Origin of the sequence: Burkholderia sp. Bp8986, from assembly GCF_003854225.1 — a bacterium.
Lineage (GTDB): Bacteria > Pseudomonadota > Gammaproteobacteria > Burkholderiales > Burkholderiaceae > Burkholderia.
In genome coordinates this window covers 113,938-134,067 of record NZ_QTQM01000015.1, presented here as the reverse complement: position 1 = coordinate 134,067, position 20,130 = coordinate 113,938, and the positions used below count along the sequence as shown (strand labels likewise).

The 20,130-nt window shown below is 66.9% G+C and carries 19 protein-coding genes; 9 read left to right on the top strand and 10 right to left on the bottom strand.

The genetic code is table 11. From position 1 onward, the window contains the following. Positions 1-134: 134 nt before the first annotated feature. Positions 135-440: a hypothetical protein gene (locus DID99_RS37875; RefSeq protein WP_260444590.1), complete on the bottom strand. Its 306-nt coding sequence runs from the start codon at positions 438-440 to the stop codon at positions 135-137. Between the two features lie 349 nt (positions 441-789). On the opposite strand from DID99_RS37875, the gene DID99_RS16255 reads away from it, so the two are divergent. Further along, positions 790-1,710, top strand: coding sequence for an SDR family oxidoreductase (locus tag DID99_RS16255; protein WP_221623052.1), 921 nt, complete (start codon positions 790-792; stop codon positions 1,708-1,710). 51 nt (positions 1,711-1,761) lie between these two features. On the opposite strand, the gene DID99_RS16250 is transcribed toward DID99_RS16255, so the two are convergent. The 8 genes from DID99_RS16250 to DID99_RS16215 form a co-directional block, all read right to left on the bottom strand. Continuing rightward, positions 1,762-4,110: a DUF1989 domain-containing protein gene (locus DID99_RS16250; protein ID WP_221622627.1), complete on the bottom strand. Its 2,349-nt coding sequence runs from the start codon at positions 4,108-4,110 to the stop codon at positions 1,762-1,764. Between the two features lie 120 nt (positions 4,111-4,230). Then, complete coding sequence (locus DID99_RS16245) at positions 4,231-5,601, bottom strand: NAD(P)-binding domain-containing protein (RefSeq protein ID WP_124488092.1); 1,371 nt, start codon at positions 5,599-5,601, stop codon at positions 4,231-4,233. 73 nt (positions 5,602-5,674) lie between these two features. Further along, positions 5,675-6,541, bottom strand: coding sequence for a bifunctional 5,10-methylenetetrahydrofolate dehydrogenase/5,10-methenyltetrahydrofolate cyclohydrolase (locus DID99_RS16240; protein WP_124667154.1), 867 nt, complete (start codon positions 6,539-6,541; stop codon positions 5,675-5,677). Then, positions 6,538-7,395 carry a formyltetrahydrofolate deformylase gene (gene purU / locus DID99_RS16235; RefSeq protein ID WP_260426285.1) on the bottom strand — a complete coding sequence of 286 codons (858 nt, stop codon included), beginning with the start codon at positions 7,393-7,395 and terminating at the stop codon, positions 6,538-6,540. The genes DID99_RS16240 and purU overlap by 4 nt, the downstream gene beginning before the upstream one ends. Before the next feature lie 73 nt (positions 7,396-7,468). Further along, positions 7,469-8,599, bottom strand: a complete 1,131-nt coding sequence (locus DID99_RS16230) for an aminomethyltransferase family protein (RefSeq protein ID WP_124488090.1) — start codon at positions 8,597-8,599, stop codon at positions 7,469-7,471. A gap of 48 nt (positions 8,600-8,647) precedes the next feature. Continuing rightward, complete coding sequence (locus DID99_RS16225; RefSeq protein ID WP_124488089.1) at positions 8,648-9,664, bottom strand: DUF3445 domain-containing protein; 1,017 nt, start codon at positions 9,662-9,664, stop codon at positions 8,648-8,650. A 10-nt stretch (positions 9,665-9,674) separates the two neighbouring features. Beyond that, complete coding sequence (locus DID99_RS16220) at positions 9,675-10,610, bottom strand: PDR/VanB family oxidoreductase (RefSeq protein WP_124667153.1); 936 nt, start codon at positions 10,608-10,610, stop codon at positions 9,675-9,677. After that, a complete protein-coding gene (locus DID99_RS16215) occupies positions 10,607-11,218 on the bottom strand; it encodes a dimethylamine monooxygenase subunit DmmA family protein (protein ID WP_124667152.1) in 612 nt (203 codons plus the stop codon). Before DID99_RS16215 ends, DID99_RS16220 begins: the two co-directional genes overlap by 4 nt. Before the next feature lie 224 nt (positions 11,219-11,442). Here DID99_RS16215 and DID99_RS16210 point away from each other — a divergent pair, with 224 nt between their 5' ends. The 3 genes from DID99_RS16210 to DID99_RS16200 are packed head-to-tail and all read left to right on the top strand — an operon-like array spanning position 11,443 to position 13,966. Continuing rightward, entirely contained in the window at positions 11,443-12,534 is a 1,092-nt protein-coding gene (locus tag DID99_RS16210; protein WP_221622530.1) for a sensor histidine kinase, read from the top strand. Continuing rightward, positions 12,534-13,187, top strand: a complete 654-nt coding sequence (locus DID99_RS16205) for a response regulator (RefSeq protein ID WP_124488086.1) — start codon at positions 12,534-12,536, stop codon at positions 13,185-13,187. Before DID99_RS16210 ends, DID99_RS16205 begins: the two co-directional genes overlap by 1 nt. 17 nt (positions 13,188-13,204) lie before the next feature. After that, positions 13,205-13,966: a PAS domain-containing protein gene (locus tag DID99_RS16200; RefSeq protein WP_260444589.1), complete on the top strand. Its 762-nt coding sequence runs from the start codon at positions 13,205-13,207 to the stop codon at positions 13,964-13,966. A 116-nt stretch (positions 13,967-14,082) separates the two neighbouring features. Here DID99_RS16200 and DID99_RS16195 read toward each other — a convergent pair whose 3' ends face one another. Then, positions 14,083-15,771 carry an APC family permease gene (locus tag DID99_RS16195; protein WP_185641016.1) on the bottom strand — a complete coding sequence of 563 codons (1,689 nt, stop codon included), beginning with the start codon at positions 15,769-15,771 and terminating at the stop codon, positions 14,083-14,085. 479 nt (positions 15,772-16,250) lie between these two features. Between DID99_RS16195 and DID99_RS16190 the strand changes: the two genes are divergently transcribed. From DID99_RS16190 to DID99_RS16170, 5 genes are all read left to right on the top strand, one after another. Next, complete coding sequence (locus DID99_RS16190; protein WP_124488085.1) at positions 16,251-16,817, top strand: TetR/AcrR family transcriptional regulator; 567 nt, start codon at positions 16,251-16,253, stop codon at positions 16,815-16,817. Positions 16,818-17,044: 227 nt separating this feature from the next. Beyond that, complete coding sequence (locus DID99_RS16185; RefSeq protein ID WP_011880657.1) at positions 17,045-17,470, top strand: organic hydroperoxide resistance protein; 426 nt, start codon at positions 17,045-17,047, stop codon at positions 17,468-17,470. 67 nt (positions 17,471-17,537) lie between these two features. Then, positions 17,538-18,572 carry an alpha/beta hydrolase gene (locus tag DID99_RS16180; protein WP_124521249.1) on the top strand — a complete coding sequence of 345 codons (1,035 nt, stop codon included), beginning with the start codon at positions 17,538-17,540 and terminating at the stop codon, positions 18,570-18,572. 275 nt (positions 18,573-18,847) lie between these two features. Beyond that, positions 18,848-19,219: a CidA/LrgA family protein gene (locus tag DID99_RS16175; RefSeq protein ID WP_124488083.1), complete on the top strand. Its 372-nt coding sequence runs from the start codon at positions 18,848-18,850 to the stop codon at positions 19,217-19,219. Then, the gene (locus DID99_RS16170; RefSeq protein ID WP_124488082.1) at positions 19,216-19,950 is read left to right on the top strand and encodes an LrgB family protein; all 735 of its coding nucleotides are present in this window, start codon (positions 19,216-19,218) and stop codon (positions 19,948-19,950) included. Before DID99_RS16175 ends, DID99_RS16170 begins: the two co-directional genes overlap by 4 nt. Positions 19,951-20,130: the final 180 nt, after the last annotated feature.

The following is a 20,130-nucleotide window of genomic DNA, read 5'->3' as shown; positions in this document are numbered from 1 at the left end:
ACTGCATCGGTTGTCAAACGGGGCGGCGGGATCGATTAAGGCAGAGCATCGACGGATGACTGAATTCGGCGGCAATTCGTCGTTCATCTCTCTGCCCGACGAACGCTTCGATTGCCAGCGCTCCAGTGCGGAAGTTACTTGCCGTGCTCCTCCCATACCTTCGACCATGAACGAATCGCCTCGAGATTCGTACGGATATCACACAGTACGCCGTCGGCACCCTGGGGATGAAATTGATGTCTGCGAACGCTGTAGAAGTCCTGGGCGAGGATCCTGATGTTACCTACCCTGTCGGCGCAGTAGCCGCAGCGAGCGCGAATGCGACCATGCAGAAGCTCGAGTTGTTCCAGGGCCGAAGGGTTTGGAGCAGCGAGATCGTTTTCGCGAAAAATTGCTTCTATCTCGGCTGCGACGTCGCGAATGATTTCAGATGTCTTCATGGAAAACTTTATCCATAACACCGTGGGCGTTAGCTAGGTAAGATTGGTGAAAATGGGATTTAACAAAGTATAACGTTTCGATCGCGCCATTTTCTTTTTTTCAAAAAATAAGTCGCTGGTAGCCCGGATTTTCGTGGGTATCCCTATTGGCGTCTAATGCGAGTTATTTGGCGCATTTCGATAATGATTAAATGCAATGCAAATCACATAATGAAGTAACGGGAATTTATGAAAGCCGCGCCATGGGGAATTTGGTCGGCAAGCGAGTCGTCATTGCCGGTGGTCCCGGTGGCTTCAGCGTCGGCGCGGCCAGGTGTCGTAATGAACCTGACGATGGGAGAGAAGGGTGATGGACCCGATAACCGCATTGCGCTTTTCGCGACGCAGCACCGCGGAGCAGGTCACCGAGGGCCTGGATCTCTCCGGCCGGACGATCCTGATCACGGGCTGTAATTCTGGTATCGGTCTTGAAACGACGCGGGTTTTGGCAATGCGCGGCGCCCGCATCATTGCCGTCGCGAGGGATGAAGACAAGGCGCGCGCCGCCCTGGCGATCGCCGACGCCGCAGATGGCATGGCCGTTGGAGCCGAACTGACCGATCTCGCTTCCGTTGCCCGGGCCGCCGACCGCATTCTCGCGTGCGGCATCACCCTCGATGCCGTCGTCACCAATGCCGCGATAATGGCGCTGCCAAAGCTGGAGACGGTGAACGGCGTGGAAAAGCAGTTCTTCGTCAACCATGTCGCCCATCATCTGCTGGTGACGCGGTTGCTGCCTTCAATCAACCGCTCGCGCCCGGGCCGGATCGTCATTGTGGGCAGTCATTCCCATCGCTTTGCTCCAGGCGGGAAAGGCATTGATTTCGACAATCTCGACGGTAGCAACGGCTATCGCGGTTTTCCGTTCTATGGCCAGGCGAAGCTCGCCAACATCCTGTTCGCGAACGAGCTTTCACGCAGAGTGGGTCATGTCGGAATCACTGCAAACGCACTCCATCCGGGACTGATTGGCGCCACGGGCCTGCATCGGCATATGCGCGGGCCGTTCAACTGGATCGTCTCGGCTGCGATGCTGTTCGGCAAAACGGTGCCGCAGGGCGCCGCGACAACGTGCCTGCTGGCCGCGCATCCTGCGCTGAACGGCGTCACCGGCCGTTATTTCGCGGATTGCCGCGCTGCCGAATCCTCGGCCTTCGCCCGGGACGCCGATCTCGCCCGGCGCCTCTGGGACCGCACCGAGGAAATCATCGCATCCCACGGGATGACCTGATCCCGAACGCTTCGGTTGCCTGCAGGTGTGTGCAAGGGGCAATCGCATCCGCTAGCCGCGTACGCGCGCCTTCTCCGGATCGTAAAAGATCGGGGCGGTCACCCGCGCGTCGATGCGCTTCTGCTGGCCGTCGAGCTTGCCGACGTGGAGCACGTTGCCCGGCTCCGTGTGGTGAACGTCGATTCGCGCGAGCGCGATGCTCCTGCCGAGGATCGGCGAGCGCATGCCGCTCGTGACGACGCCGACCTGTGCCCGCCCGTTGTGCACGCAATCGCCGTGACGGGCCGGTTCGTTGCCGGCGAGTTCGAGCCCGACGAGCCGGCGGTGCGGATGCGCGCTGCGGCGAAGCAGCGCGTCGCGCCCGACGAAGTCATCGGTCTTCGTCGCGAGCGGAACGCTGAAGCCGATGCCGGCCTCGAACGGATCGGTTTCGTCGGTGAATTCGTAGCCGGCAAACACGAGCCCGGCTTCGATCCGCAACAGGTCGAGCGCGTCGAGACCGAGCGGCACGAGTCCGTGCGGCTGGCCCGCCGCCCAGATCGCGTCCCATACGGCTTGCGCGTCGCGCGGATGGCACCAGACCTCATAGCCGAGCTCGCCGGTGTAGCCGGTCCGGCTGACGATGACGGGGCAGCCGTCGTCGCCGCCGAGGCGGCCGATCAGGAAGCGGAACCAGCCGAGGCTGTCGAGCGACGGCTGGGTCGCGGGCGTGCGGATCAGCGCGCGCAGGATCTCGCGGCTGCGCGGCCCTTGCAGCGCGACATTGTGGATCTGGTCGGACGACGACTTGACCCAGGCCTTCATGCCGAGCCTGTTCGCCTGCTCCCGCAGCCAGACACCCGCGAAATCGTCGCCGCAGATCCAGCGGAACGTGTCGGGGCCGAGCCGCATCAGGGTGCCGTCGTCGAGCATTCCGCCGTGCGGATGGCACATCGCCGAGTAGACGACCTGTCCGACCGCGAGCCTGCGCACGTCGCGCGTCAGGCAGTATTGCAACAGGGCCTCGGCGTCGGGGCCGGTGACGTCGAACTTGCGCAACGCGGACAGATCGACGATCGCCGCGCGCTCGCGGCAGCCGTAGTATTCGTCGATCGCGCCGTAGCCGTCGAACCGCGCCGGCAGGTGCCAGCCGCGGTAGTCGGCAAAGTGGCGCGTGAGCGCCGACGTGCGGGCGTGGAAGCCCGACTGGCGCGTCAGCACGGGCGGGGCGTCGGGGGTGGGTCTGATGGCGGTGGACATGGTGAAGCGCGCCTCGCTCGAATAGGTTCGGATCCGGATGTCGGTCGGTTGCCACGCGTTCGCGGGGTCGATGTCGTCGGGGCACGACGTGCTGACGCACAGCAGCGGCTTCAGCGCGCGCAGCAGCACGTAGTCGCCCGGGCGCGACCACGGCTCGTCGATCGTCATCTGGCCGTGCGCGTCGATCGAGGTGTTGAAGAAGAAATTGATCGCCGGCCAGCCGGGACGCGCGGCGATGCCGTATTCGGCGAGCACCGCACTGATGTTGTCGCTGCAGTTCGCATGGCCCGGGTAACCCTGCGTGTCGTAATAGCGCGCGGTGCACGCGAGCGCGAACGTGTCGTGCCGGCCGACGGTATCGTGCACGACTTCGAGCATCGGCTGCATGAGCTGATCGAAGAACCGCGAGTACAGACCGGGCATGGGATACGCATGACCGTTCAGCGTGCGGGTGACGGTCGGATCGAGACCGACTTCCCGGTGCCCACCGAGCGCGTCGAGATCGAATGCGACGAAATCGGAGCATTGCCTGCCGTCGACGTCGACGATCTGCAGGTACTCGCCGGCCGCGACCGTGTACGCGACGGCCGTTCCCGGACGGATGACGAAATCCGCGAGCGGATCGGCGAGCGGCACGCTCGTCTGCGTGGCAGCGGACGCGCCCGCGCGCACGACGGACAGCTGAAGCTCCGTCGCCGGCTGGCCGGCCCGGTCCACGGGCACGGGGCCGCCGGGCGCCGCGACGATCGCGACGATCGGCTCCGTCGCGACGAACGTGCGCATGGTGCCGGCGCGGGTGTCGCCGGACCAGAGGACGGCGCCGTCGGGCAACGGCTTGCCCGTCAGCCCGTGCCGTTCGAGCAGGATGGCGAGATCCGCTTGTGCTGCGGAAGCGCCGTTCAGGCATTCGGCGATGAAGCGTGCGCTGTCGTCGGGCGTCAGGGCGAGCGCGGCCAGCGCGCTGCCGCCGTCGCGCACGCGCAATGCGAGCAGCTCCGCGCGCTGCCGGCCTTCGACGTCGATCACCTGCAGCGTATCGCCGGCATCGAGCTTGACGGCGGCGAGCCCCGCACCGGCGACACGATGGCGTTCGCGGCCGGCCGCATGCGCGGACAACGCAGGTTCGTGCGGCCGCGACACGGTCGGTGGTCGAATGAGCATGGACGTTCCTTGAATGAGTGGACGGGCGCGGCCCGCGATGCGCGCGGCCGCGAACGGCACGTCGGGCGTCGCGGCACCCGGGGCCCGGTCGGGTGACGCGACAGCGCAGTGCCGCGACAGTCAGCCGGCGCGAACGCGCGGCTCGGGCGCACGCTCGCCGAGGTACGCGTCCATCGAATCGTCGAGCGCGTCGAGCCACGGCGTGTGATGCGGCGGCGACTGGGTGCCGGTCATCAGCGAGCGATACGATTTGTCGCGATAGCCCATGATGTTCTCGTGCTTGTCGTGTTTCCACGCGAGGAACGTGCGATTGACGCCGGCGATGTCGAAGCTCGGATAGTCGGTCGCATCGATCAGGTCCTGGATATAGCTGCCCTGATACTCGAACATCTGCTGGTTGGTGACCAGCGTTTCCTCGCGCGCGCGCCACGCGAGACTGTCGGCGTGCATCGCGTCGAAACCGGGCAGCGCGATGCGGCCGAGGATGACGTCGCGTGCGTACCAGGCTTGCGCGTCGAACATGTTGAACGAGTACCAGAGGTCCTGCATGCCGAGATAGATCAGTTTCGGGTTGCGTTCCCAGAAGATGCCTTTGTACAGGTCGAGCGGCCAAAGCCGGTTGTTCGTCTTCAGGCGCAGGCTGTCTGGCAGGAACGGGAAATGGTGCTGGTATCCGGTGCAGAGGATGATCGCGTCGATCTTCTTGCTGCTGCCGTCGGCGAAAAACGCGACGTTGCCGCGCACGCGCTCGAGCAACGGCTTTTCCTCCCAGTTCGCCGGCCAGTGATAACCCATCGGCGCCGTGCGATAGCAGCTCGTGATGCTGCGCGCGCCATACTTGTAGCATTGCGACCCGATGTCCTCGGCCGAATAGCTGCTGCCGACGAGCAGGATGTCCTTGTCCTTGAATTCGAGCGCGTCGCGAAAGTCGTGCGCATGCAGGATGCGTCCGCCGAAGCTGTCGAAGCCGGGAAAGCTCGGCATGTTCGGGGTCGAGAAATGGCCGCACGCGTTCACGACGTAGTCGAAGTCTTCCGCGTACACGACGTCCTTGTCGAGATCGTGCGCGGTCACCGTGAAGCGGCCGCTCGCGTCGTCGAACGCAACCTGGCGCACGACGGTGCTGAAGCGGATGTCCTTGCGCACGCCGGCCTTCTCGACGCGTCCCTTGATGTAGTCCCACAGCACTTCGCGCGGCGGATACGACGCGATCGGCTTGCCGAAGTGTTCCTCGAACGTGTAGTCGGCGAACTCCAGGCATTCCTTCGGGCCGTTCGACCACAGATAGCGGTACATGCTGCCGTGGACCGGCTCGCCATGTTCGTCGGTGCCGGTGCGCCACGTGTAGTTCCACATGCCGCCCCAGTCGCGCTGCTTCTCGAAGCAGACGAGCTGGGGGATGTCCGCGCCCTTCGCCTGGGCCGACTGGAAGGCGCGAAGCTGGGCCATGCCGGACGGGCCCGCACCGATGATTGCAACACGTTGTGTCATCGCGTTCTACCTCGTTGGAAGTGGTTAGCCGTGGTTCGGCGAACGGCGCGTGCCGTTCGTGCGCGGACGCGGGTCACGTCGCGCGCTGCCGCCGCGCCGCGAGCGCGGTGTTCTTCATCAGGAAGGCGATCGTCAGCGGACCGACGCCGCCCGGAACCGGCGTCAACGCGGCGGCGACGCGCGCCACGCTGTCGTGGTCGACATCGCCGACGAGCCGCGTCGCGCCGCCGGATTCGATGCGGTTGATGCCGACATCCACGACGACCGCGCCCGGCTTGATCCAGTCCGCATCGACGAGCCCCGGCTTGCCGGCTGCCGCGACGACGATGTCCGCCTGGCGGCACAGTTCGGCGGCGTTCGCGCTGCGCGAGTGGACGGTCGTCACCGAGCAGTCGGACTGGAGCAGCAGCGCGGCCATCGGCTTGCCGACGATGTTCGAGCGCCCGACGACGACTGCATGCTTGCCGCGCAAGTCGCCGACGATCTCCCGCAGCAGATGCATGCAGCCCGACGGCGTGCACGGCACGAGCGCGTCCTGGCCGAGCGCGAGCCCGCCGACGTTGTCGCGATGGAAGCCGTCGACGTCCTTGCGCGGATCGATTGCGTCGATCACGGCCGCGGCGTCGAGCGGCGCGGGCAGCGGCATCTGCACGAGAATCCCGTGGACGTCGGGGTCGGCGTTCAGGTCGGCGACGAGCGCGAGCAAGTCGGACGCGACGGTGTCGGCGGGCAGCCGATGCTCGATCGAACGGATGCCGACTTGCTGCGCGCGCAGCATCTTGTTGCGCACATAGACGTGGCTCGCCGGGTCGTCGCCGACGAGTACGACCGCGAGGCCGGGCAGCACGCCGTCGCCGCGCAGCCGCGCGACGTCGTGCCGGACGGATTCCAGCAGCGCGTCGGCGATCGCCTTGCCGTCGATGATCGTCGCGCCGCTCATCGGAAGATCACCGTGCGGTTCTGGTTCAGAAACACGCGGTGCTCGGTGTGATACTTGACCGCACGCGACAGTGCGACCGTCTCGGTGTCGCGTCCGATCGCGACGAGATCGGACGGCTGCAGCACGTGGTCGACGCGCTGCACCTCCTGCTCGATGATCGGCCCTTCGTCGAGGTCGGACGTCACGTAGTGGGCGGTCGCGCCGATCAGTTTCACGCCGCGCTCGAACGCCTGGTGGTACGGCTTCGCGCCCTTGAACCCCGGCAGGAACGAGTGGTGGATATTGATCGCGCGGCCGGCGAGCCGCTCGCACAGGTCGTTCGACAGGATCTGCATGTAGCGGGCCAGCACGACGAGTTCGGTGCCGGTTTCGTCGACGATGCGCATCAGCTCCGCCTCCTGCCGCGTTCGGGTGTCCGGCGTGATCGGCAGGTAGATGAAGCGGATGCCCTCGCGCTCGGCCATCGGCCGCAGATCCAGATGGTTCGACACGACCGCGGTGATCTGCATGCGCAGCTCGCCCTTGCGGAAGCGGTACAGCAGGTCGGACAGGCAGTGGTCGAACTTGCTGACCATCAGCAGCACCTTCATCGGTTCGCCGGCGCTTTTCAGTTGCCACTGCATCGAGAAATCCCGGGCGACGCCCGCGAAATCGCGCTGCAGCTGCTCGACGTTGCCGTTCGCACCGGTGTTGAAGCGGAACACGGCGCGCATGAAGAACGTGCCGCTGACCTCGTCGTCGTATTGCGCCAGCTCGCCGATGTAGCAGTTCGACGCGGCGAGATGGGCGGTGACGGCAGCCACGATGCCGGACGTGGCCGGGCAGCTGATCGTCAGGATGTAGTTCGGATTCACGTCGTGTGTCCTCGAAACGGATCGGAATGCGGGAAAGGCCGGCCGTCGCCGGTCATGCATGGTCGTCAACGCGTCAGCCGACGGCGGTGCGCTTTTTCTTGTCGGGATCGTCGAACGGCAACAGCGCGGTGGTCGCGCGCGTCTCGACGCTGCCCTTCACCACGAGCGGCACGCCCGCACGGGCATGCCGGACGTCGAGGCGGGCGAGCGCGAGCGAGCGCCCCGTCAGCCGCGAATACATCGCGCACGTGATCACGCCGGCCGCCTTGCCGTCGTGCCAGAGCGTGTCGCCGGCCTGCGCGGCCTTCGCGGCCTCGAGCTCGACGCCGAAGATCCGGAACCGCTCCTTGCCGGCGAGCCGGAAGTGCTCGGCCGCGCCGCAGAATTCGGTCTTGCCGGGCGACACCGTGAAATCGAGGCCGAGTTCCCACAGCGTGTCGCCGGCGCGCTCGTCGGCAAACGGGTACATCTCGGAGTTGTCGTACGGATAGAACAGCAGGTAGCTCTCGACGCGCAGCCAGTCGAGCGCGGTGAATGCGCAGGGGACGATGCCCATCGCCCGGCCCTTGTCGAGGATCGTGTCCCAGATGAACGGCGCGTCGGCGGCCTTGCAGAAGATCTCGTAGCCGCGCTCGCCGGTGTAGCCGGTGCGCGAGATCATCGCCGGCCGGCCGAACAGGCGCGTCTGCACATGGTGGAAGTACGGCAGGTTGCGGATGTCCGGCACGTATTCGGCAAGGAAGTCGACCGCGACCGGCCCCTGCAGCGACAGGTCGTGTAGGTCGTCGTCGAACAGCACGGCGACCTGCCGGCCATACGCGGAGCGCACGAGGCGCTCGTACCCCGCGCCCGCGCCATGGACGACCATGAACGCATTGGGGCCGGTGCGGTAGACGATGCAGTCGTCGATGAACTTGCCGCTCTCGTCGAGCAGCGTCGCGTACACCGACTTGCCGGGATACAGCTTGCCGATGTCGCGCGTCGTCGCCCAGTTCAGCAGGCTTTCGGCGTGCGGGCCGACATAGTGCACCTTCTTCAGCCCCGATACGTCCATCAGGCCGGCGCGGGTGCGAATGGCCTCGTGGTGGTCGGCGAGATCGGTCGCATAGGTCCATGCAGTGCCCATGCCGTTCCAGTCCTCGAGATTCGAGCCGAGTGCGCGATGCCGGTCCGCGAGGGCGGAGATGCGCCAGGAGTTCGCCATCTTGAATGCTCCAAACGAAAGTGAAGGTCGATTACGGAAAACGCCGGGTCAGGCGTGGACGTCGAACCGGCTGAGCCATTCGACGAGCGTGTGCCGGTAGCGGGTCATGCCCTTGTATTCGGCGATCGGGTCGGGCAGGTCGCGCAGCACGCGGTGCAGCCGGCGCGCCCACACCGGGTTGCCGACGAGGTCGGCCATGCTGCACAGGTAGGTGCGGATACCGAACATCAGCGCATTGCTGCGCGCAAGCCGCGCCATCAATTGCAGCTCGACGCGCAGGTGCACGGCTTCGCCGACGTTGTCGGGCGTCACGCGCCCGCGGTCCGCGCCCCACTGGTGATAGGTCTCGGGCGACGTGTCGAGGCGCGGATGAATGGTCAGCGTCCAGTTCAGGCGGCGCACGGGGTGGCCTGCCTGCACGCCGAGCAGGTATTTCAGCGCGCGGTCGAATACGCCCGCCTGGTGCGCGAGCGGCACCGGCGCGTGCCATTGTTTGAAGCTCATGCCCGCATCGAACGCGAGCGACCAGTCGGCCGGGCCGGTGACGACGCCGGCGTCCATGTACAGGTCGCCGGCGCGCTGGTCGAGCAGCGCGATGTCGCCTTGCGTCTGCCGCATGACGTATTCGAGCGGGCCGTACGGCAGCGTGCGCGCGTCGCCGAACACGAAGGCCTGGTCGAGGTCGAGCGCGTGGTTCCGCCAGTGCCAGCGATCACCGTCGCGCTCGAGCGCGAACCACGCCGGATAGTCGTGCGCGAGATGCGTCATGATCATCTCCAGCGTGTCCCAGCACGCGGTCTCCATGTGCGGCATCACGATCGCGCGGCGCGGATCGGCGTCGAGCACGCGTGCGCGTTCGGCGATCTCGGAACGGTAGTGCTCGTCGATGTCGAAGTGGTGCGCGAAGACCGAGCCGGGATCGCGCGGCGTCGCGGGCTCGAGGTTGACCGAATACATGTACCGGTCCTCGGGGAACGGAAACGGAAAGCGCGCGATCGCCGCCGGGCTGTTGCGGAACGAGAAGTCGTCGCGATAGGTTTGCGCGGGCTTGATGAATACGCTCATGGCTCGGATCTCACAGGTCGAGGGTCAATGCGGCGCCGCACGCGCGCGATACGCAGGGCATCAGATGGGTGGCGCGCGCGTTGGCGTCCAGGAACGCATCGCGATGCTCGACCGTGCCGTCGAGATAGCGCGTCGCGCACTGGCCGCATGCGCCGCCGCGGCACAGGTTCGGCACGTCGATGCCCGCCGATTCGAGCGCCTCGAGCAGGCTCTGCTCGGCGCCGACCGCGATGCGGCGGCCGCTGCGGCGCAGGTCGACCGCGAACGGCTGGCCCGGCGCCGGCGCCACGAAGGCTTCCCAGTGCACGCGGCCGGCCGGCCAGCCGAGCGCGGCGGCCGCGGCGCGCACCGCGTCCAGCAGGCTTGCGGGGCCGCACACGTAGACGTGCGTGCCGAGCGGCTGCCTTTGCAGCATCGCGATCGCGTCGAAGCGTGCGTGCACGCCGTCATAGCCGTGAAAGCGCGCGCCGAGCCGCACATCGAGCGATGCGCGATAGGCATCCGTCAGGCCCGCGCGGTACGCATAGTGCAACTCGTGGCTCGCTTGCCGGCGCTCGAGTTCCGCGAGATGCGCGATGAACGGCGTGATGCCGATGCCGCCCGCGACGAGAACGTGATGGCGCGCGGTGGCGTTCAACGCGAACAGGTTCGCCGGTGCGGTGATGCGCAGGCGCGCGCCGGGTTCCAGACGGTCGTGCACGAACGCGGAGCCGCCGCGTGACGACACGTGACGGCGCACGGCGATCCGGTAGAGGTTCCGTTCGGCCGGATCGCCCGCCAGCGAATAGGCATTGCGATAGGTGCGGCCGCCGTCGTTCAGCACGACTTGCACATGGCTGCCGGACGAGAACGCCGGAAGGGGGCCGTCGAGCGCTGTCAGCACCAGTTCGCGCACGACGGGTGTGAGCATGCGGGCTTCGGCCACGCGAACGTCGAGCAGGCTCATGCGCGGTCTCCCGCGCAGGGCTGGTCGGCATCCGCGCAGACGCCGAGATAGGCGCCGAGCCGCGCGGAGAAATGCTGGCGGACACTCAGGCGGACGTCGCATGACGGGCAGGTGACCTCATCGGGCTCGTCATGCCCGTCGTGCGCATGCGCGGTCCCGCAATGCACGCAGTACACGGTGCGCCGCGTGCCGGACACGGCCGCGGCCACCTCCTCCGGCAGCAGGCCGGCCGCCTGCGCGATACGCCGAATGTGCCAGACGAACGTCTCGTCGCCGCACACGTAAAGACGCACGCCGACCGTGCTTTCATCCAGCCGGTGCCGCACCTCGTCTTCCAGCGTGTCGAGCGACGCGTGAAACACGGCCGGCAGGCCGATTGCCTGCAGCTTGCCGAGCGTGACGAGCAGCGCGCTGCCCGGCAGCCCGGCGAGCGCGTTGATGAACGCCGGCAGCGCGTGGAGCGCGTCGCCTTGCGCGACCACGAGATGCGAGCGGGCCTCGGCGCAGGGCTGCAGCGGCGCATAGTGCGGCAAACTCGGCGGCACGAATGGCGTGTGCGCCGGCTGCGGTTGCCGGCTGCGGGCTGCGAACGGTTCAATTGAGTGCATCGATCGGCTCCCAAAATGGGGCGTTTGCATCATGAATGGGCGTACGCTCGGCGACGGTCGTGGCGTCACGTTTGCGTTCCTGTTGTTCAACATAGTTTCTTGCCAGTAATTGCCGTTCAATCCTGAAGAGGAGGTACGCCCTAAGAGGTAGCGCGCCGGAACGGCGCCAAAAGGCATGGAACTTGCGTCGTGATTCGATCCTGGTTTGTCCGTGCCGAACGACCGTGACTCCTGACGACAGCCTGACCGACCGATGCATGCGGCCCGCCGGCGGCGCGTCGTTGCCGACGCGCATGCGTGACGCGCTGCTCGCGTTTCTGGCCGGATATGTCAATGGCGCGCCGCGCCACGTGGCGTTTCACGCGTTCTTCACGGGACTCGCGCGCGAATTGCCGGACGCGCGGATCGTGCTCGCGCTCGATGGCGGCGCGGGCTACGAATCCGCGCCGGACACGCTGGTGCGATGCACGCAGGGGCATCGCTGCAAGTTGCGGCATGGGGCAAGCGACGGCGCATGCGAACTGTGTCCGGACTGCGTCGGGCAGGGGCACGGGCGCGCGGTGCGCGCGCTCGGCGACGCGGTGCTGGTGCTGGACGTCGCGCTGCCGGCGGCGCCGACGCTGCTGATGGACCTCGAGATCGTCGCGGCCACGATCCGCGCGGCGCTGATGCGTCGGGCGCCCGCCGACGCGCACGGGCGCGACGCGACGAACCCGTCGGAGGCGCTGACACGCGAGTTGCACGACTCGGTCGCGCAGCAACTGGGCTTCATGTCGTTCCTGGTCGCTCGCCTGCAGCAACAGGACACGACCGGCAACCCGCTGTTGGCCGAACTGCGCACGATGACGACGCGCCTGCAGCGCCAGGTGCGCGAGCTCATCACCAGCGCGCGGCTGACGCTCGACGGGCGCTCGCTGCAGCAGGCGCTGGCCGAGTCGGTCGCGGAATTCTCGCGCCGCTGCGATGTGGTGTTCGAACTCGACAATCGCGTGCCCGACCTGCGGATCGATCCGCGCATCGCGCTGCATATCCTGCAGATCGTCCGTGAAGCGCTGTCGAACGTCGTGCGTCATGCGCAGGCCGGGCATGCGTGGATCACGCTGCGGACCGACGGCGATGGTTTGCAGGTATCCGTCGTCGACGACGGAATCGGGCTCAGCGAGGGATCGGCCGACCTGAACCACTACGGCCTCGACATCTTGCGCGAACGCGCGGCGGCGATCGGCGGACGCATCGCGATCGATGGCGGCGCCTGCCGCGGGACGCGCGTGATACTTGTCGTGCCGGACGGCGCGACATTCGGAGAGACATCCTGATGGAACCGACGACGCTGCTGTTGATCGACGATCACCCGCTGTTTCGCCGCGGCGTGGCCGAATTTTTTGGTGCGACCGGAGAATTTCGCGTGGTCGGCGAATCGTCGAACGGCGCGCAGGGGATTTCGCTCGCGGGCATGCTGCGCCCGGAGCTGGTGCTGATCGATCTGCACATGCCGGGGCTCGGCGGGCTGCAGGTGCTCGACGGGCTCAGGCGCAAGGAGGTCGATTGCGTGAAGGTGCTGCTGACGGCGTCGATGGAGCGCGACGAGCTGCGCGCGGCCGTGCGGCTCGGCGCCGACGGCTACGTGCTGAAGGAGTCGGAGCCGCAAGCGCTGCTCGCCTACGTGCGTAGTTGCATGCGGGGGCTCGTGGTGCTCGACGACGAACTCGCCGACGAAGACGGCGTCGCCGGCGCGCATGCCGACGCGCGGCCGGCCGACCTGACCGCGCGCGAAACGCAGACGCTGACGCTGATCGCCGACGGCATGAGCAACAAGCAGATCGCGCGCGTGCTCGGCATCAGCGAGGGCACGGTGAAGGTCTACGTGAAGAACCTGCTGCGGAAACTGGACGCGCGAACGCGGCTCGAGCTGGCGGCATCGGTGCACCGGCGCGCGATCGGCGCATCGACGCGGGAACGGGGGGCGTGATGAAGGACGGCGCGCGCGTGACTCAGCCTGTTCAGCCGACGCAGCCGTCGAGCGGCGCGTTCGACGTGGACGATTGCCCGCTTGCGCTGCTGAAGCTGGACGGCGCGGGACGGATCACCGGCTTCAACGTCGCGTGGACCGACGCGATGGAACGGCCCGCGGCCGGTCGGCGCTTCGTCGATTACGTGCATCCGGAGGACCGGCGCATCTGGAGCGGCATGCTGCAGCGTGCGCGGGCGATCTCGCGCGGCGGGGTCCGCGAGCGTCTGCGCTGCGTGCGTCCGGACGGCGAACTGCGCTGGTTCGAGGTGTCGTTGAAGAGAAATGCCGGCGGCTCGTCCGTTGCGCTGTCCGACGTGACGCTCGACCGCCGTCGCGAGACTTCGACGCAGGCACACCTGAGAAGCGTCGCGGGGCTGCTAGACAGCATTCCGGGCCTCGTCTACCGCGGCCGCAACAACCGGCTGTGGACGATGGAGTACGTGAGCGCCGGATGCGAGGGCTTGACCGGCTATCCGCGGCAGTGGTTTCTCGACGGGCATGCGCATGCATTCGGGCAACTGATCGTGCCCGAGGATGCCGATTACGTGTGGACGGGTGTACAGCAGGCGCTGGCGGTGCGCGGCGTCTTCGATCTGCGGTATCGGATCAGGTGCGCCGACGGACGAATCAAGCCGGTGTGGGAGAACGGCGTCGGGATTTATTCGGCAAGCGGCGAGGTGTTGGGCGTCGAGGGCGCGATCTTCGAAGTGCGGCCGGGCGACCGGTCGGGCGCCTGAGCGGCCGACGCATGCGCGTGGCGGGCTGCGCCCGCGCCGGATTGCCGGCGCGAAAGCGCGGCGCCCGGTCGTGAACCGGGCGTCGTTTCGATTCGAGCGCAACCGCGACGGCGCGCTTATGGCGCGAACCAGTGCGTCGCAGCGACGACCGCCACGCCGAGCAGCAGCGTCAGGTACGGCAGATAGCCGGCCTTGCGCGGCTGCATGCTGCCGGACAACGCCATGTCCTCCCGCATCTGGTCCGGGAAGCGGCCCTTGTCGGTCACGTAATGCCGCCAGGCGAACACCGGCAGGATCAGCGCGGCGAACATGAGGCCCGAGACCAGCGTGCCCTTGCCCCACACGTCGGCGCCGAACCCCATCAGCGCGAGGTTGACGAACGACAGCAGCGTGCCGAGCGCGAGCAGCCAGCGCGGCGCCCTGAACGGGCGCGGCCAGTTCGCGCGGTCGAGGCGGTGGATCCATGCCGCGTTCAGGTTGAGGAAGTTGAAGATGATGTACCCGACGTTCGACATCGCGAGCACGACGGTGTAGTCGGACATCAGCAGCAGAAACAGGTTGAAGCCGAGATCGGTCCACATCGCGCGGGTCGGCGCGCCGTTCTCGTTCACGTGCGACAGGTACTTCGGCAGCCAGCCGTCGACCGATGCCTGATACAGCGTGCGCGACGATCCGGCCATCGACGTCATGATCGCGAGCACCAGCGCGAATACCAGCATCGGTTTCAGGATGTACTCGCCCCGGTTGCCGACGTGCACGATCTGCGCCATGGCTTCGGCGACGCCCATGCCGCTGAAGATGCCCGGCGACAGCACGCCGTCGTAGACGGCCGCCTGCGTGACGTTGCCCGCCGCATCCTTCACTTCGGGCGTGACGAGCTGGCCGAGGCCCAGCGCGCCCTGGAACGCGAGCGGGACCATCGTGAAGAACACGATGCACAGCAGGCCGGAATAGACGATGGCCTTGACCGTGTCGCGGCGCGGATCGCGAAACTCGCGCGTGTAGCAGACCGCCGTCTCGAAGCCGTAGGTCGACCACGCGGCGATGAACAGGCCGCCCGCCATCAGCTGCAGGCCCGCCAGATTCCACGTGCCGTCGATGACGCGGCCTGCCGCATCCTTCGCGAGCGGGTAGAGCGGCAGCAGGTGCGACTTGGGCAGGTCGCCGCTCAGGATCGGATAGACGCCGACGAGCAGCAGCGGCAGCAGCGCGGCGATCGCGAGAATCATCTGGAGTTTTGCGGCCTGCAGGATGCCGCGATGCTGGACCGCGAAGGTCGTGAGCAGGATGATCGCGCCGATCACGAAGGTCGCGTTGATGCGCAGCGACAGGCCGCTCGCGAGCCAGCCGAGATCGAGCAGCGTGATCTGCCAGGTGTTGATCGCGGCCGTGGCCGGGAACAGCATGTTCAGCACATAGCCCGCGCCCATGCCCGAGCCGATCGCCAGCACCGGCGACCACGCGAACCAGTTGCACCACACGGACAGCGGCGCGAGCAGCTTGCTGTAGCGCACCCACGCGATCGCACCGTACACCGACGCGCCGCCCGACTTGTGCGGAAAGAGTCCTGCAATCTCCGCGTAAGAAAACGCCTGGATGAAGCCGAACAGGATCGAGATCATCCATACGATCCACGACGGCTTGCCGACGGTGGCCGCGATGGAGCCGATCGAGAAGAGCACGAGCGCGGGCACGCCGCTCGCGACCCAGAACGCGCCGGTCCAGCTTATCTTGCGCTGAAGTCCGGCCGTCTCGCCATGCGCGGCGGGGAAATCCGCCGGTGCGCTGTCAGGGAGGGAACTCATGGGGGTCTCCGTCAAGTCGGGTTGGGTACGATGCGATCAACGATCGTTGGCCAATAACGCGCAAACAACTCTCTTGAAGAGGTACTCCTTCCGAGAGAGAACCGGCGTCGCACGGCGACGGAGGGGCGATGCCGGCACGCGCTCGGGCGCGCATGTGCGCAAATCGCGCAGGCGAAGCGGGGCGCGCTTCGTTAGGCTGACGAAGAAAATGGAACGAAGGGGTGGTGTCCGGTGAGTGGTGCGCCGCGACCCGAGCATGGGCGGATCATTCGAAACGTTCGTTGCCCACGCGTCGTCGCCTGTCCGGGTAGTTCCGCCGGCCGCCGCGCTCCGGCGTGACCCGCACGCTGTTGCGCGCGTTGTAAGCAATCGCGGCGGCACGGTGCCACGCGAGCCGGCACCCGGGACCCGCCGGGCCGTTCATCGCGCCCCACAAAAAAGTCTTGACTATCTATCTACGAGTAGATAAAGTTCGATCCATGGAAACGAAGACGACCGTCCGCGAACAGATTCTCGACCACGCGATCACGCTGATGATGCTGCGCGGTTACAACGGCTTCAGCTATCGAGACCTGTCCGATCTGGTTGGCGTGAAGACGTCGAGCATCCACTACTACTTCCCGTCGAAAGACGATCTCGTTCTGGAAGCGGTGGCGGCGTACAGCGACGAAGTGCTTGCGGCGATGCGTGCGATCGATCCGGCATTGCCGGCCGACGTCAAGCTGAGCCTCTACACGAAGCTGTTCGGCAGAACGCTCGGCGACGGCAATCAGATCTGTCTGTGCGGCATGCTCGCGGCGGACATCGAATCGTTGCCGGAGCGCGTGCGGCAGGCGGTTCAGGCCTTTTTCAAGGCCAACGAGAACTGGCTCGCCGAGTTGCTGGCGCAGGGCGCGAAGGAGCGCACGCTGCAGTTCAGCGGCACGCCGGAAACGGCGGCGCGCACGTTGTACGCGGCGTTCCAGGGCAGCGTGCTGGCCAGCCGGCTGTTTCATACGCGGGCGCGTCTCGAGGATGTCGAGGCCGTCTGGAAAACCCGGTCCTGATGGACGGGGCAGGCAGTCAGGCGGTTCGCCGCCTTTTGTTGGGGTTAGTTATCTATCTTGTGGTAGATAGATAATCGGGCGGATGGATTCGATCATCCGCATTTTTTTGGGGATATGTGTCTATCTATGAGTAGATAAACAAACGTGATGCCGGCGGCCAGGCCGTCGGCGCGCGATCCCGGGTTGGAAGGCTGTTTCACTTACTCACCATTGAAAAGGAGTCTGTCATGTCGATCGAAAAAGTGCTGTACCGCGCTCATGCAAAAGCCACCGGCGGCCGTGACGGCCGTGCCACGGTGCCCGAAAGCGGTCTCGACCTGAAGCTGACCACGCCGCGCGAACTCGGCGGTGCGGGCGGCGCCGGCGCGAACCCCGAGCAACTTTTCGCGGCCGGCTACAGCGCGTGCTTCATCGGTGCGATGAAGTTCGTCGCGGCCCGCGACAAGATCGCGATCCCCGCGGACGCCGCGATCGAAGGCAGCGTCGGCATCGGTGCGATCCCGAACGGCTTCGGCATCGAAGTCGAACTGAAGATCTCGCTGCCGGGCCTCGACCGTGAAACCGCGCAAACGCTGATCGACCGCGCGCACATCGTCTGCCCGTACTCGAACGCGACGCGCGGCAACATCGACGTCACGCTGACGCTCGTCTGATCGCACGCACTACGAAGTAATCCGTCGTCATTCATTGCATACACCGGTTGAGCCAAGGAGTTTCATCATGAAGATCGTCAAGCCGCTGCTTGTCGCCGCTGCCGTTGCGGCCGCGTTGTTCAGCGCCCCCACCGCCTTTGCCGCCGGCACCGACGGCGTCCGTCCCGATACGGCGACCAGCGGGTTGCTCGCCGTGCTGAACGGCCAGAAGGGGCCCGGCCTCGAAACGCTGAGCCCCGCGAAGGCGCGTCAGGTGCTGGTCGACGCCCAGCGCGGCGCGAAGGTCGACCTGTCCGGCATCGACGTATCGAACCGCACGATCGAGCAGGACGGCCTGTCGGTGCCGATCACGATCGTGCGTCCGCAAGGAGTGGCGGGCACGCCGCCGGTGTTCATGTTTTTCCATGGGGGCGGCTGGATTCTCGGCGACTTCCCGACGCATGAGCGCCTGGTGCGCGATCTGGTGGTGCAATCGGGCGCCGTCGCGGTGTTCGTGAACTACACGCCGTCGCCGGAAGCGCATTACCCGGTCGCGATCAACCAGGCGTATGCGGCGACGAAGTGGGTCGCCGCGCACGGCGCGGAAATCGGCGTCGACGGCAGCCGCCTCGCGGTGGTCGGCAACAGCGTCGGCGGGAACATGGCGGCCGTCGTCGCGCTGATGGCGAAGGACAAGGGCGGCCCGGCGATCCGCTTCCAGGGCCTGTTGTGGCCCGTGACGGACCACGACTTCAATACCGGTTCGTACAACGCGTATCAGCAGGGGCACTTCCTGACCCGGCCGATGATGAAGTGGTTCTGGGATGCCTATACGAAGAACGAAGCGCAACGCAACGAGATCTACGCGTCGCCGCTGCGTGCGAGCACCGCGCAGTTGAAGGGATTGCCGCCCGCGCTGATCCAGGTCGCGCAGTTCGACGTGCTGCGCGACGAAGGCGAAGCGTACGGCCGCAAGCTCGACGCAGCCGGCGTCGATGCGACGACCACGCGCTACGACGGCACGATTCACGACTTCGGTTTGCTGAACGCGCTGGCCGAGGATGCGCCGACCAAGGCGGCGATGAAGGCGATGGCCAACGAAATCGCCACGCGCCTGAAGTAGGGCTGCGGGCGGCATTCGAACGGGTTCGAATGCGAACGGCGAAGCGGCGGGCTCGGGTCCGCCGCTTTCGCATGGGGAGCGGGGCGACAGGGCCGTCGAAACGCGACCCCGGCGGCCGGATCGAAGCAGCCCGATGCCGATCCCGATCGCGTGATGGCCCGCGGTGCCCGCCGCGCGCATTGTTGGTACGATCGCGCGTATCGTCCACGCCGGCGTCGCATGCCGCCGGCCCATCGGCTGCACGGTCACGCGGCCACGTTCGGGAGAAGCGGCTCATGCTGCAGGCGTTCGCGGTCTTGCTGACCTTCCAGTGTCTCGGGGAAGGGGTGTCCTACCTGTTCGGCGTGCCGGTGCCGGGCCCCGTGATCGGCATGCTGCTGCTGTTCGGTTTCGTGATGCTGCGCCCGCGGGTGGCCGACGCGATCGAGCCGACCGCGCTCGAGCTGCTGCGCCATCTGTCGCTGCTGTTCGTGCCGGCCGGCGTCGGCATCATGGTGTCGGCCGACCGCGTGCGCGGCGATGCGCTGGCGGTCGTCGTCGCGCTGGCGGTGAGCACGTCGCTCGCGATCGCCGTGACGGCGCTCGTCACGCGCGCGTTGCTGCGGCGCCAGCGGCGCGCGGACGGCGCGGCGGAGGGCACGCAATGACGGCCTTCCCGAAACTCGGCGCGATCTGGGTCTACCTCGCCGCGACCCCGCTGCTCGGCCTGACGATCACGCTGATTGCCTACCTGGTTGCGCAGGCCGTCTATGCGCGGGCGCGCTTCAACCCGCTCGCGAACCCGGTGCTGATCGCGGTCGCGCTGATCGTCGTGCTGCTGACGATCACGCACACGCCGTATCCGACGTATTTCGAGGGCGCGCAGTTCGTCCACTTCCTGCTCGGCCCGGCGACCGTCGCGCTGGCGCTGCCGCTGTACCGCCAGTGGTCGAAGCTGCGGCGTGCCGCGGTGCCGCTGCTCGTCGGGCTGCTGGCGGGCTCGCTGACCGCGATCGTGTCGGCGGTCGGCATCGCCGCGCTGTTCGGCGCGTCGCACCAGACGATCGCGTCGCTCGCGCCGAAATCCGCGACCACGCCGATCGCGATGGCCGTCGCGCAGGAAATCGGCGGGATTCCGTCGCTGACCGCCGTGCTGGTGATCTCGACCGGTATCTTCGGCGCCGTGTGCGCCCGTGCGATCCTGAACGCGCTGCGCATCGAGGAGCCGGCCGTGCGCGGTTTCGCGCTCGGCGTCGCGTCGCACGGGATCGGCACCGCGCGCGCGTTCCAGGTCAGCGAGGAGGCCGGCGCGTTCGCGGGCCTCGGGATGGGGCTGAACGGCGTGCTGACCGCATTCGTCGTGCCGATCCTGCTGCCGGTGCTGTCGCGCTGGATCTGAGCGGCGCAGGGCAGCGGCGGCGCGCGATGCTATCGGTTTCCCTGATGGCCGCGCCCCCCCGCGCCGGCCCGCCGGGCGCCTGCCGCGGATGTATCGTTGCCGTTATCGGGAGAATTCAGGAACCGGCACGGACATTTGTGCAGCGATCGGCTAACGTTGCATCGGCGCCGTGGCGGCACG

Coding starts and splice junctions, on each gene's coding strand:
- DID99_RS16250 (WP_221622627.1), bottom strand. CDS start 4,110: ATGCTCATTCGACCACCGACCGTGTCGCGGCCGCACGAACCTGCGTTG.
- DID99_RS16230 (WP_124488090.1), bottom strand. CDS start 8,599: ATGGCGAACTCCTGGCGCATCTCCGCCCTCGCGGACCGGCATCGCGCA.
- DID99_RS37875 (WP_260444590.1), bottom strand. CDS start 440: ATGAAGACATCTGAAATCATTCGCGACGTCGCAGCCGAGATAGAAGCA.
- DID99_RS16190 (WP_124488085.1), top strand. CDS start 16,251: ATGGAAACGAAGACGACCGTCCGCGAACAGATTCTCGACCACGCGATC.
- DID99_RS16220 (WP_124667153.1), bottom strand. CDS start 10,610: ATGAGCCTGCTCGACGTTCGCGTGGCCGAAGCCCGCATGCTCACACCC.
- DID99_RS16240 (WP_124667154.1), bottom strand. CDS start 6,541: ATGAGCGGCGCGACGATCATCGACGGCAAGGCGATCGCCGACGCGCTG.
- DID99_RS16205 (WP_124488086.1), top strand. CDS start 12,534: ATGGAACCGACGACGCTGCTGTTGATCGACGATCACCCGCTGTTTCGC.
- DID99_RS16175 (WP_124488083.1), top strand. CDS start 18,848: ATGCTGCAGGCGTTCGCGGTCTTGCTGACCTTCCAGTGTCTCGGGGAA.
- DID99_RS16195 (WP_185641016.1), bottom strand. CDS start 15,771: ATGAGTTCCCTCCCTGACAGCGCACCGGCGGATTTCCCCGCCGCGCAT.
- DID99_RS16215 (WP_124667152.1), bottom strand. CDS start 11,218: ATGCACTCAATTGAACCGTTCGCAGCCCGCAGCCGGCAACCGCAGCCG.
- DID99_RS16255 (WP_221623052.1), top strand. CDS start 790: ATGGACCCGATAACCGCATTGCGCTTTTCGCGACGCAGCACCGCGGAG.
- DID99_RS16180 (WP_124521249.1), top strand. CDS start 17,538: ATGAAGATCGTCAAGCCGCTGCTTGTCGCCGCTGCCGTTGCGGCCGCG.
- DID99_RS16170 (WP_124488082.1), top strand. CDS start 19,216: ATGACGGCCTTCCCGAAACTCGGCGCGATCTGGGTCTACCTCGCCGCG.
- DID99_RS16225 (WP_124488089.1), bottom strand. CDS start 9,664: ATGAGCGTATTCATCAAGCCCGCGCAAACCTATCGCGACGACTTCTCG.
- DID99_RS16245 (WP_124488092.1), bottom strand. CDS start 5,601: ATGACACAACGTGTTGCAATCATCGGTGCGGGCCCGTCCGGCATGGCC.
- DID99_RS16185 (WP_011880657.1), top strand. CDS start 17,045: ATGTCGATCGAAAAAGTGCTGTACCGCGCTCATGCAAAAGCCACCGGC.